The following is an 11,973-nucleotide window of genomic DNA, read 5'->3' as shown; positions in this document are numbered from 1 at the left end:
CGTCCGCCGATTCGAGGGCGGCTCAGCCGTGCAGACGCCGATATGCCGCTTCCGCTGCGGGGTGCAGGGGAACTCCCGCGGTGTTGATCAGAGTCTCGGGGCTGAGGAATTGGACGCCAGTGCTCGATTTCGGAACCAGGTCCTGGGCCTGTTCCACCAACAGTTCCACGGTCTGCCGAACCACATGGTCGGCCAGATCCCTCCGGCATAGGAGCAGATTCGCGACGCCGATGGTCCACACGGCGGGTGCGTCGCCGTAGCTGTTGGCGGGAATCAGGACGCGGTCATAGAAGAACCCCGACTCCGCCCGTGTTGCGGGAATGAGGTCGGAAAGATCCAGGAGCCTGACCGCAATGCCCTGGGCAGCGGCGGCGATGGGGGCCGTCGGAACGCCACCCGACTGGATCATGACGTCGATCGACCCGTCCTTCAGCGAAGCCAGTGCCTGGTTCAGGCCGAGGTTCACCTGCTTCAGAGCGCGGCCCGGGCCGGACAGCCCAGCGGCCGTAATGATGCGCCCAGCAGTCAGCGTGGTCCCCGAGCCAACTTCGCCCACGCCGGCGGTCTTCCCGGCGAGGTCGGCGAAGGTTTGGATACCGCTGTCCTCCCGCACGATGCAGTGGACGTAGTTCTGGTACACCTTGCCCAGCGCCACCAGGCCCTCTCCGGGCTGTGTTGATTTCCCGCCGGGAGCCGTTGCCTGGGCGGCTGCATCGGCCAGGGCGACGGCGAAGGTCGCCTCGCCGGACAGGACCCGCTGGATGTTCTCGAGACTCCCGCCAGTAGTGAGCGCAACGGCCCGTTCGGCGACGCGCTCCCGCTGGAGCAAGTCCGCCAGCAGCGTGGCGAACTCAAGGTAAAAGCCGCCTGATTCACCACCGGCAACCGTAAGTTCCCTTGGGCGTTCCTCCGGCGTGCAGGCGGCAGTTGATCCGAGCAGACCGCCCAGGCCAAGAGCGACGGCTGATTTGAGGGCGCTTCGCCGGGACAGATGATCAGGCATGCATGTCCTCCTCCGGCTTCGCGAATTCGAGGCGCGCCGTCAGGCCGTGCGGCTTGTGCGGTTCCAGGACCAGCCGGCCGCGGTTGGCCTGTGCCAGCCGCTCCACGATGGTCATGCCCAAGCCGTTGCCGGGGATCTTGCTGTGCTGCGGCGCGCGCCAGAACCTGCTGGTGGAGGCAGCGAGCTGTTCGGCTGGGAGGCCTGGACCGTCGTCGGAAATCACGACGGCGGTACCGCCTTGCGTCTGCAGGGTCGCCACTGTGATGTGGGCGCCCGGGGCGTACTTGATGGCGTTGGTGAGGAGTTCGCCCACCATGTGTGCAAGTTCGTCGGGGTCGCAGGCGATCTGGTTTCCGGGCGCGAGGCCTTCCAAAGACAGCTGGGATCCAGCATTCCTGGCTGCGGGGGCCGCGCGTTCCACTTCGCCCTGCAGGATCGGGAAGGGATCAATGACGGCGTGGCGTTGGTGCTCCGCTTGGTCCGCACGGGCAGCCCCTTCGAAGGCGCGATGTTCCGCAGTAGCCAGCTTCAGCACGCCGTCGAGCATTTCCTCCACGCGCTCAAGTTCCGCCACAACGCCTGCCGCCGCAGCCTTTTCCGGCTCACTTTTCAGCTCGAGCTGCAGAAGATCGATCCGCAAGCGCAGCGCGCCAACAGGGTTGCGGAGCTGGTGCGAGGTATCGGCGATGAGCCGGCGCTGGGACTCCATGCTGTCGGTCACGGTGCCGGCCATGGCGGTGAACGAACGGCTCAGCTCGCGCAATTCGGGCGGACCGGCCTCGGGAAGCTGACCCGTTTTGCCCGTGGTTTCCAGTTCGTGGACAGCCCTGCTCAGTCTGTGGACCGGACGGAGAACCCAAGCCGTGATGCGCGCTGCCGCCAGCAAAAGCAGGGCACCCAGGGCCACTGCGGCAAGCACGACGGCGATCCAACGCTCCCGTAGCTTCTGTCGCGCCGCGTCCAGATTCACCTCCATGACAACCTCACCAAGTACTTGGCTGGCCGTGCCGAAGGACCTTGAGATGGTGTCTCCGCCGGTTCCGAAGGCCCGGACAGGGTTGAGTGTGGTGTCGCTGAGATTGAGGCTTGCCCGGTTCAGTGCATTGCCGACGTCGGGGTGGTCCTCGCTGAGACCGCCGGAATGGATGATTCGCCCCTGCAACCTGATCAGGATTCCCTCGCCGTAGAGTTCGGAGTACCGATCCATCTCGCGCTGGAGCTGGGTAGTGTCGTTGTCTTCCGCGGCATCGCTGGCCAGCTGCGCGAAACGGTTGAGGGCTGCGACGCGGTTGATTTGCAGTTCCTGCGTGAGCTCCCGGCTGGCCGAGGTCAGGATCACGCTGGACACCGTCACCACGATGATCACCACCAGCAGGCTCAAGATGCCAAGTACGCGGACTTTCACGGCTGCTCAACGCGATAGCCGACGCCGCGCACGTTGATGATGAAGCCAGGCAACTGAAGCTTGGACCTGAGCCCGGTCAGGTGCACGTCCAAGGAACGTGAGTGTGCCAGGAAAGCGTCGCCCCAGAGGGCATCCAGGATCTGCTCGCGGGTGACCACCGAGCCTGCGTTCCTGACGAGGAGGCTGAGAAGGTCGAACTCCGTTGCCGTGAGGGCCAGTTGCCGTTCCCCGACGGCGGCCACGCGGCGATCGAGGTCCACTTCCAGTTCTCCGAGCACGATGCTGTGCGGAGCATCCTGGCCGGCGCGGTTGGTACGCCGAGTCACTGCCTCGATCCTGGCGAGCAACTCCACGAGTTTCACGGGCTTCACCAGGTAGTCATCAGCCCCCGAACGCAGGCCCAGCACCACGCTTCGCTCGTCGTCACGGGCCGTCAGGATCAGGATGGGAACTGTTGTGACTTGGCGCAGCTTCCGCAAGACGTCCAAACCGTCCATGTCCGGAAGGCCAAGGTCCAGCAGGATGACCTCGTGCTGTCGGTGGGCCAGGAGCGCGTCCTCGCCACGGGACACCCGGGTGTGTTTGTGGCCGGCCGAGGCGACGGCTGCGCTCAGGGCTGACGCCATGGCGTCGTCATCCTCGACGATGAGCACGTGCACGGTCTGATCCTTCGGGTTGCGGGCTGGTTCGCTACTAGAGCTTAACGTTGTGAGGCCCGCCCTGCGCCCTTCGGAGGATCCAAAGGGCGCAGAGCGGGCCTCGCAAGGCAGCCAGGTCAGGCGTTGACGAGGTCCTTCTTGTCGTCGTCGTCCTTCGCCGTGCCTTTGGCGACGAAGGCGTTGCCCTGCTCGGCATCCAGGTGCGTCGGCTTCTTGTTCTTGAGGGCGAAAATGTACACCAGCAGCGAGATGAAGATGGCGGCCGTGACGTAGGTGAAGAACATGTCCACCTGGCCGGACTTCTGCAACGCTGCACCAATCAGCGGAACCGTACCGCCGAACAGCGAGTTGGCGATCGCGTAGCCCAGGCCTACGCCGAGCGCACGGATGGACGCAGGGAACAGTTCAGCCTTCACCAGCGCGTTGATGGACGTGTAGCCACCCACCATCAGCAGTCCACCAAACATCAGCAGGAATGCCACGAACGGATCCTTGGTCCCGGCCAGCGCCGAGAGCAGGGGCCAGGTGAACAGAACGCCCGTCACACCGAACCAGATCAGCAGCGGCTTCCGGCCGATCTTGTCCGAAAGCATGCCGTAGACGGGCTGGAGCAGCATGAAGATGAAGAGCGCCCAGAAGTTGATCACGGAGGTATCCGTCTTGGCGATACCGGACGTATCGTTCATGAACTTCAGGATGAAGTTGGTGTATGTGTAGAAGGCAACCGTGCCGCCGAGCGTGATGCCGATGCAGATCAGCAGCGGCTTCCAATGCTTGGTGAACAGGAGCTTCATGGTGCCCGGCTGGGCTTCGCCTTCAACCTTGATGTGCGCAGCGCGCAGCTGATCGGCAGAGAGGGTCTCTTCCATGGAGCGTCGCAGCCAGAGCACTACCAGGGCAGCGACGCCACCAATCGCGAAGGGAATCCTCCAGCCCCACTGCGTCAGGTCTTCCTTGCTCATGGTGTTCTGCAGGATCACGAGCACCAGGAGGGCCAGCATCTGGCCGCCAATCAGCGTCACGTATTGGAAGCTGGAGAAGAAGCCACGGCGTTTGGCCGTCGCTGCCTCGGACATGTAGGTGGCGCTGGTTCCGTACTCGCCGCCCACCGAGAAGCCTTGGACCATGCGGATGAAGACCAGGAGGATCATGGCCCACAGACCGATGACATCCTGGGTGGGCATGATCGCAATGGCGAACGAGCCGGCGGACATCATGGTCACGCTGAGCGTGAGCGCGGCTTTACGGCCCTTGCGGTCGGCATAGCGGCCGAAGAACCAGCTACCGATCGGGCGCATGAGGAACGACGTCGAGAAGACGGCCATCGCTTCAAGGCCGGCCTGGAGATCGTCGGAGGAGTTGAAGAAGTGCGACTGGAAATACGCCGCAAATGCGGTGTAAACGTACACGTCGAACCACTCCACGAGGTTGCCCGCGGAGCCTTTGAGGATGTTGCTCACTGCCTTGCGTGTCTGGGCGGCTTCGCTCAGAGGTACAGCTTGTTGGGTGCTCATCAATGAACCTTCCTGGCGGCTGCGCATACGGCAGCCGTGTCTTGCATGAGTTCGTTCTGTCCATGAAGCTCGTGCTCATGGCGTCCTTGCGCATGGCTCTTCGTCGACTAAGAAAGGCCCTCCGGGGTGAAGAGGACATGTTCCAAACTATGGGTGATGCACGGCACAGCCATAGTTGGCCGGGCATTTCCTAACACTTCCTTAGGTTTCGGATGAGGCCGGTCAGCGCTCGCCCCACCGTCGCTCTCTCACATCCCGTCGTGTTTTGGTGGACGCTCTCTCACATCACAGGGATTTTCGGGAGTACCGTGCTGGCATGGCGAGATTATCGGGGGCGGCCGAGGGGACGTTGCCCAGCTGGAAGAGAGCCTTCGGCAATGTTCCGCTGCCTCCTGGACAAGTGACTGGGCTGGCGGTGTGCGTCCTGCTCCAAAGGCTGCATCCCGTGCGGCTTCCCGGTCCGCGGCTCCTTAACGGACTGGTGGGAACCGGACTGGTACTCGCCGGCGTCGGTATCAATACATGGGCACTTATTGAACGGCGACGACGGTCGGCTGGCCCGTTCGCTCTTGAGCGGCCGGACGTTCTGGTCACCAGCGGCCCATATGCGTACACCCGTCATCCGATGTACGTCGGTTGGTGGCTCGTCCATCTGGGTGCCGGCGGTTTAGCTGGTACGGCCTGGGGCTTTGCCACGATGCCTGCCGGGTCGCTCGCGGAACATTGGGGTGTGCTTCATGAGGAGGCCACACTGTCGGAGCAGTTTCAACAGGCTTACGCCGACTATTCGGCAAGGGTTCCCCGCTACGTCGGATTCCGGCGACGCGACCCTGGGGACCGCCGTCGTAATGGCGTGATGTGAGCGAGCGTTACCTCAACGGTGCGAATATCTGAGAGAGGATCGGGTGAAACCCTCACTTATGTGAGAGAGGGTTCTCCCGAGAGGGTTGCTCGTTCGTCACAACGAGCCTCCAGATGGCCAAGCGGCCGACGCCGGCCGCGAGGGCGATGGACAACGAGAACAGCAGCGGACCGGTTGCCGAGAGTCCGCCAAAGGGCAGGCACATGAGCAACCCAACTGTGAAGAAGGCCGCAACGTGAAGCCACTGGTTACGGACACGACGCAGGGCCAGGCCTACGAGTGATCCCACCACTGCGCCGACTACCCAGGCGGGGAGCAGACTGTAGATGAAAAGGATCAAGGCCCATCCCAGGGAGTGAAACGCCCAGAAGATGCAAAACGTCAGGTGCGCTACGGCGATTCCAACTGCCAGTCCTTTGCCGCCGAGTACCACTCGATCCTTCGCGCCGTAGCGCCAATCGCTTGACGGCCTCCGCACTGCCAGCGAGTACTCATCCTCGTCAGTCCATGGTTCCTGGCTCATGGCGACCTTCCTAGTGATGTGAGAGAGGGATCGGCTGAGGTGGTGGTTATGTGAGAGAGGGATCGGAATGCCCTGCGGCGATCTCGCCGAGCGCACCGGCCAACGAAGGGTACTCAAACGCGAAACCCGCGTCGAGCAACTTCCGGGGTTCCACCCACCGGCTCTTCAGCACCAGTTCGGTCTGGGTCCGGATGAGCACGGCCCCGGCCTCGAGCAGCCACGATGGCGTCGGGACGCCAAAGGGGACACCCATGCTCCGCCTGACCAATGACATGAGCTCACGGTTATCCACCGGCTGGGGCGTCGCCGCGTTCACTGGACCGCTAAGGCCAAGCTGCCCGTGGACGAACAGGACAACACGGAACAAGTCCTCCACATGGATCCAGCTGAACTTCTGCGTTCCGGGCCCCATGTGCCCACCCAAGCCGAGCCGGGCGAGGTTCCGGAGGGGGCTCATGACGCCACCTGCCCCCAGCACGATCGCCATGCGAAGCGGCACCTTGCGCGTGCCGGGCACAACCGCAGCCTCCAACTCGTTCTCCCAGGCACGGGCCACGTCCACGGAGAACCCGCTGCCCAATTCACCCGAGCCCTCGGACTGCGGATGGTCGTCCGCGTGCCGGTAAATGGTTCCGGTACTGGAGTTGATCCATGTACGGGGAGGTTCGGCACATCGCGCCGTAGCCCGGCCCAAGGCACGCGTTGTGAGAACCCGGGAGTCCAAGATCTCCCTCCTGTGCCGCTCGTCATAACGGCAATTCACGGATCGTCCGGCGAGGTTCACCAGCAGTTCGGCACCGTCCAGCACTTTGGTGATGGCGCCGTCGTCGTACCACTGCGCGTCAGCCGAAGCGTCCCGCCCAACGGTCCGGACCTGCCAGCCCTCTTGAAGGAACCGCCGCTGGAAGTAGCTGCCAATGAAGCCGGAAGCGCCCGCGATCACCACCGTCGACGGGGTCATGAGTCTGCCTTGACGTTGCGCACGAGTCCCAGGACGTCGTCGAACACTTTGCTCACGCCGGGAATCTTCGCGAGCGATAAGCCGCGCGCCACCAGTGGCGCGGCGCCGTCGATCAGCTTGCGGGTGCGGCGTTGGCCCTCTGACGTGTCGTAGACCCAGAACAGCGCGACTCCCATGTACGTCAGCCACAGCAGCTCGGGCAAATCGCCGCGCAGCTTCTTCGCGACGGCGGGGGAGGAGCCCTCGACGGCGGACCGGAAGATCGCGAGCGAGGCCTCGCGGGCGGCAGTGGACGCCTCACCGAACGGGTTGACGGGCGACGTCGGCCGGATCGCGGTGGCAATGAAGTCGGAGCCGAACTGGTGGTACGGGTTCATGACATCGACGCCGGTGTGCAGCACTGCCTTGAGTCGTCCGGCGAGATCCTGGACGCCTTCGAGGGCCTCGGCCGCCACCACCGCATGCTCGTCCTGCACCTGGATGTACAGCTCTTGGACCAGTTCGTCCTTGGACGCGAAGTAGTAGTAGGCATTGCCGACCGAGACGCCGGCCTCTTGGGCTATGGCGCGCATGGTGGTCTTTTCGAAGCCGATTTCGCGGAACATCTTCAGTGCGACGTCGGCCACCAGTTGGCGGGTCTGTTCACTCTTTGCAGCCATGCGTTGCTCCTCGCGGAAAGTTTTGAACGTGTTCAACAATGAGTATGCCATTATTTCTGAACGTGTTCAAAATGAGATTGGTGGGTGGGATGTGAGAGAGGGATGCCCGAAAAGGGGTGGGATGTGAGAGAGGGGCCGTGGGTGGGAGAATGGAAGCGGTGCCGGGCCGAATGCCCCACCACCCACAGTGCTAATACAGCGGGGCAACCTCACCTAGGAAGCCTGCGCGAACCACTAAGAAATGGATGACCCATGCCCTCGCCCTCCGGCTCCAGTACCTTGAGCAAGCCCGCTCCGCGCTTCGCTTCAATCGGCTCCCCGTACTTCGGCATCATGCTGGCCGTCATGGCCGTGGTGCTGATCCTGTCCAATATCGGCGCGTCCAAGGGCGTGGTGCTCGGGCCCATCATCACCGATGGCGGGTTCTTCCTTTTCCCGCTGGCCTACATCCTGGGTGATGTGATGAGCGAGGTTTACGGCTTCAAAGTGGCGCGGAAGGCCATCATTACTTCGTTCGCGCTCTCAGTGTTCGCGTCCCTCTGCTACTGGATCATCATCGTGCTGCCCGGCTTCACCGACGACTACGGAACCGCCAAGCAGGCTGCCATCGAAGGTGCCCTCGGTCCCGTGCCGCAGATCGTGCTCGCGTCGCTGCTTGCGTTCCTGGCAGGTCAGACCATCAACTCGTGGATCCTGGTGAAAATGAAGGCACGCACCGGCGAAAAGAGCCTGTGGGCACGCCTCATGGGCTCCTCCGTGGTGGGCGAATTCGTGGACACGTTGATCTTCTGCAGCATCGCGGCGTCGGTCATCGGCATCACGGACGCGGGATCATTCGTCAATTACGTCCTGGTGGGCTTCGTCTACAAGACCGCCGTGGAGTTCCTGTTCGTGCCGCTCACCGTGCTGGTTGTTGGCTGGATCAAGAAGCGCGAGCCCAGCTACGGAGTTAGCTAAGCACGCAGGAACAGCGCCACAGACGCGGGAGCTGTGCGAGATCGCCGGATACGAGCGGCGATCTCGCACGGATCCCGCTTCCCCGCACAGGCTCGGCGATCTCGCGAACCAGCACGACGGCGGTACGCGCGGCCCGCGTCGAGCTCACCGATGGAGGGCCTTCAGAACGCGCGCTTTGAACTCCTGCTCCTGAAACAGGTCCCGCCACTCCACCCGGATGAAGAACCAGCCGTCCTCAACGAGCGCTTTCTCCCGGCGTCGTTCCTCGAAGATCACCCGGTCCGTTCGGGCGTACTTGAAGTACTTGACCTCTCCGTCGAACTCGAGGGCCACCTTCTCCCGCTTCCACGCAAAGTCCATCCGATAGCGACCGATCCGGCTTTGCACCTCTACCTGCGCCGCGGGCATCGGTACCTTGAGCCGTTGGAGGAGTTCCCGGCATAGCGTCTCTCCTGCGGATTCGGAGGTGGGGTCAGCATTGGCCAAGCATCTCCGCAGAGTCGTGACTCCCCGCCTTCCCGACAAGGTGCCCGCGTGCGCCATCATGAGCGGCTTGTCCGCTCCGAGCCGAAGCGCGTGATCCATGATGATCAGGGCCTGCCGGTAGCTCAACGTCATGGCACAGTCCACCACCGTTCGTTCCAGGTCGGTCACCGGAAGATACTCCACCATGACGATCTGGGAGGGAGGCAACCGCAGCCTGTGGCCGCGGACATCCTTGCCAAGCCGACCGCTGGAGGGGTTGGTGGGAAGAATGAGATGGATCAGCTGGTCCACGTTCCATAGGAACAAGCCGTGCAGCCGAGCCGCAGAAGTATGACTGTAGACGAAGCCCCCATTGGACGTGATGAGAGTTCCGTGAGCATGCGCGTGTATCAGTTGTTTGCCGCGGGCATCGACTGGCTGTTTGTCCCACGCCGCCTTTCGGACGTAGCATCCCTGGCGCACGCGGAGAAGCTCACCCTTCCGGACGAGTTCGGCGATTGCGCGTGAACCAAGTCCCAGTTCATTGAGCTGTTGTGTGCGCCAAAGCGTTCCCAGCTGGGGGAGGGTCGACGTCTGTTTCTGACTCATGTACCAAGCCTTGGCTGCGCACACGGCCCAAGGTAGCCCCTGCTGCCGCTATGTGGACAACGCCTGAGATCGCTGTGCGCATGCCGACGACGCGGGAGCCGTGCGAAGTCGCGGCTCCGCTCCAGCGATTTGGCACCGCTCCAGCGATTTGGCACCGGACCAGCGATTTGGCACCGGACCCGCGATTTGGCTCAGCTCCAGCGAGTTGGCACCGGACCAGCGATGTCGGGGCGGGAGCGAGCCCATGCCGGGTCTACGAGTAGTACCGGCCCAGCGTCTCGGCCTTAAACTCGAAGAAGTCCCCGGATTCGATGGCCAGGCGGGCATCGTCCACCATCTTCACCACGAACCGCTCGTTGTGGATGGAGATCAGCGTTGCCGAGATCATTTCCTTGGCCTTGAACAGATGGTGGATGTAAGCGCGGGAGTAGTTCACGCACGTGTAGCAGTCGCAGCCGTCCTGCAGGGGGCCGAAGTCCGTCTTGTAACGGGCTCCGGACAGGTTGAAGCGCCCGAACGGGGTGTAGAACGCGGAATTCCGGGCCACTCGGGTGGGGGAGACACAGTCGAACGTGTCGGCGCCGTTCTCGATGGCCGTGAAGATGTCGTCCGGTTCGGAGATGCCCAGCAGGTGCCGCGGTTTGTCCTCGGGAAGTTCCTCGTTGCACCAGCGGACAATCGTGCCCAGGTTTTCCTTTTCCAGCGCACCGCCGATTCCATAGCCATCAAAGGGCATGGCGCCAAGGTCCTGGCAGGCCTTGCGGCGCAGGTCCTCATACTGGGCGCCCTGGATCACGCCGAACAGCGCCTGGTACGGCTTACCAACGCGGGACGCGGTCAGGGAAGCATGTTCCGCCAAGCACCGCAGAGCCCACAAACGCGTCCGCTCCAGGGATTCCTCCTGATACGCCCGAGAGTTCTGCAACGTGGTGAGCTCGTCAAAGGCGAACATGATGTCCGCGCCGATCTGGTGCTGGACCTGCATGGAGATCTCGGGGGAGAATCGATGCCGGTCCCCGTTCAGGTGCGACTTGAACCAGACGCCGTCATCGTCAATGTGCGCCAGCCGTTCCTTGCCGGGAGCCACGGCGTCATCCGGACCGGAAGAATCCACGTTCTTCATGTCGATGACCTTCTTGAACCCCGAGCCCAGGCTCATCACCTGGAATCCGCCGGAGTCGGTGAACGTGGGACCGGACCAGTTCATGAACGCGCCCAGCCCGCCCGCGGCATCGAGGATTTCGGGCCCCGGCTGCAGGTACAGGTGGTAGGCGTTGGCCAGGACTGCCTGGGCGCCGAGCTCAGCGATGGACTCAGGAAGCACTGCTTTCACGGTGGCTTTGGTCCCGACGGCGATGAACGCGGGCGTCTGGATGGTCCCGTGCGGCGTGGTGATGGTTCCGGTCCGGCCCAGGAACGCGCCGCCGTTGGCGTCTATTTGGGCGTCCGACGGCGAGCACGTTTCAGTGAGGCGCGTGCCCACCGAGAAGGAGAACTCTGATTGCCGGTGGGACAATCCGGGCAGCGCAGGAGAAGAAGCAGGAGCAGAAGAGGAAGCTGGCACGCTACCAAGTGTGCCAGCTTTACCGGGAGTAACCTGCGGAGCGGGCCCTACGACCCGTAGTTCTCAGCCTTCCAGTTGTCCCACGACGACCGGATGTCCGCCAAGGTGTGCGCCCCCAAATCGTATGTGGAGGCAATCACCATGGAGCCGCCGTCGGGCCTTTTTTCCGGAATCGGCAGCTGCTCGGCGACGATCAGGAGCCCATCTCCATGCTCGGCGTAGCTATGGACGGTGAGGCCAACCTGGTGCCGGCTCTTGAACCAGACCTTGCCGGAGATCTTCTCACCCGTGGCGAGGGTCAGCGAATACTCCTCCCCAACAGGCGGCAAATCACCCAGTCCCAGCTTCTCAATGGCCGGGCCGCCCTTGCCCGGGAGGGAGATAAAGTGCGTCCGCCGGTGCCCGTGCGGGTGACGTTCCAAGGCAAAGCGGAGTTGGTGCAGGAACGTGAGCCAGCCTTGGGTGATGTCCTCGTCCCAGTCGGCCCATTCGGAGTCGTGGTCCAAGGCAACCCTGGTGACCCTCACTTCCGTGCCGCCTGAGACCGGGTGGAGTTCGAAAATGTCTCCGCCGTTGACGGTCAGGCTGGTGTGATCGGGCCCTTCCACAACGTCCGTGTTGAAGTAGATCTGTTTGATTTCGTCGGTGAGATCGTCGGCTTCCCAGCCATGCCATTGGGCTACCAGCGACGGTTCACGCAGCATGGTCCAAACCTGCTGCGCATCGGCATTAACCACAACGCTCAGATTGTTCGTCATGGCCCCGAATCTACCGCCGTTCGCGCCCACATAA

At 63.1% G+C, this 11,973-nt stretch carries 12 protein-coding genes; 2 read left to right on the top strand and 10 right to left on the bottom strand.

From position 1 onward, the window contains the following. Positions 1–22: 22 nt before the first annotated feature. The 4 genes from ACR30Z_RS14700 to ACR30Z_RS14685 all read right to left on the bottom strand — a co-directional run bounded on the left by ACR30Z_RS14700 (position 23) and on the right by ACR30Z_RS14685 (position 4,581). Positions 23–1,003, bottom strand: a complete 981-nt coding sequence (locus ACR30Z_RS14700) for a TAXI family TRAP transporter solute-binding subunit (protein ID WP_434373258.1) — start codon at positions 1,001–1,003, stop codon at positions 23–25. After that, entirely contained in the window at positions 996–2,408 is a 1,413-nt protein-coding gene (locus ACR30Z_RS14695) for a sensor histidine kinase (protein ID WP_434373257.1), read from the bottom strand. Before ACR30Z_RS14695 ends, ACR30Z_RS14700 begins: the two co-directional genes overlap by 8 nt. Then, entirely contained in the window at positions 2,405–3,067 is a 663-nt protein-coding gene (locus ACR30Z_RS14690) for a response regulator transcription factor (RefSeq protein ID WP_144650286.1), read from the bottom strand. Before ACR30Z_RS14690 ends, ACR30Z_RS14695 begins: the two co-directional genes overlap by 4 nt. A 116-nt stretch (positions 3,068–3,183) precedes the next feature. Next, on the bottom strand, positions 3,184–4,581 hold the full coding sequence (locus tag ACR30Z_RS14685; RefSeq protein ID WP_434373256.1) for an MFS transporter: 1,398 nt from the start codon (positions 4,579–4,581) through the stop codon (positions 3,184–3,186). Positions 4,582–4,897: 316 nt separating this feature from the next. Between ACR30Z_RS14685 and ACR30Z_RS14680 the strand changes: the two genes are divergently transcribed. Further along, complete coding sequence (locus ACR30Z_RS14680) at positions 4,898–5,443, top strand: methyltransferase family protein (RefSeq protein ID WP_434373254.1); 546 nt, start codon at positions 4,898–4,900, stop codon at positions 5,441–5,443. A gap of 52 nt (positions 5,444–5,495) precedes the next feature. Here the strand turns inward: ACR30Z_RS14680 and ACR30Z_RS14675 are convergent, their stop codons facing one another. From ACR30Z_RS14675 to ACR30Z_RS14665, 3 genes are read right to left on the bottom strand one after another with little or no spacing between them, the layout of a single operon-like run. Next, positions 5,496–5,966: a hypothetical protein gene (locus tag ACR30Z_RS14675; RefSeq protein ID WP_434373252.1), complete on the bottom strand. Its 471-nt coding sequence runs from the start codon at positions 5,964–5,966 to the stop codon at positions 5,496–5,498. Positions 5,967–6,012: 46 nt separating this feature from the next. Next, positions 6,013–6,927, bottom strand: coding sequence for a TIGR01777 family oxidoreductase (locus tag ACR30Z_RS14670; RefSeq protein ID WP_434373251.1), 915 nt, complete (start codon positions 6,925–6,927; stop codon positions 6,013–6,015). After that, a complete protein-coding gene (locus ACR30Z_RS14665) occupies positions 6,924–7,586 on the bottom strand; it encodes a TetR/AcrR family transcriptional regulator (RefSeq protein WP_434373250.1) in 663 nt (220 codons plus the stop codon). The genes ACR30Z_RS14670 and ACR30Z_RS14665 overlap by 4 nt, the downstream gene beginning before the upstream one ends. 252 nt (positions 7,587–7,838) lie before the next feature. Here ACR30Z_RS14665 and ACR30Z_RS14660 point away from each other — a divergent pair, with 252 nt between their 5' ends. Beyond that, entirely contained in the window at positions 7,839–8,543 is a 705-nt protein-coding gene (locus tag ACR30Z_RS14660) for a queuosine precursor transporter (protein WP_434373249.1), read from the top strand. Positions 8,544–8,687: 144 nt separating this feature from the next. Here the strand turns inward: ACR30Z_RS14660 and ACR30Z_RS14655 are convergent, their stop codons facing one another. From ACR30Z_RS14655 to ACR30Z_RS14645, 3 genes are all read right to left on the bottom strand, one after another. Further along, a complete protein-coding gene (locus tag ACR30Z_RS14655; protein WP_434373248.1) occupies positions 8,688–9,617 on the bottom strand; it encodes a type IV toxin-antitoxin system AbiEi family antitoxin domain-containing protein in 930 nt (309 codons plus the stop codon). A gap of 253 nt (positions 9,618–9,870) precedes the next feature. Further along, complete coding sequence (gene tgt / locus ACR30Z_RS14650) at positions 9,871–11,181, bottom strand: tRNA guanosine(34) transglycosylase Tgt (RefSeq protein WP_434373247.1); 1,311 nt, start codon at positions 11,179–11,181, stop codon at positions 9,871–9,873. A 47-nt stretch (positions 11,182–11,228) separates the two neighbouring features. Beyond that, the gene (locus tag ACR30Z_RS14645; protein WP_434373246.1) at positions 11,229–11,939 is read right to left on the bottom strand and encodes an SRPBCC family protein; all 711 of its coding nucleotides are present in this window, start codon (positions 11,937–11,939) and stop codon (positions 11,229–11,231) included. Positions 11,940–11,973: the final 34 nt, after the last annotated feature.

This window comes from Paenarthrobacter sp. FR1, from assembly GCF_051106045.1.
Lineage (GTDB): Bacteria > Actinomycetota > Actinomycetes > Actinomycetales > Micrococcaceae > Arthrobacter > Arthrobacter nitroguajacolicus_A.
This window is presented reverse-complemented; position numbering and strand designations above follow the sequence as displayed.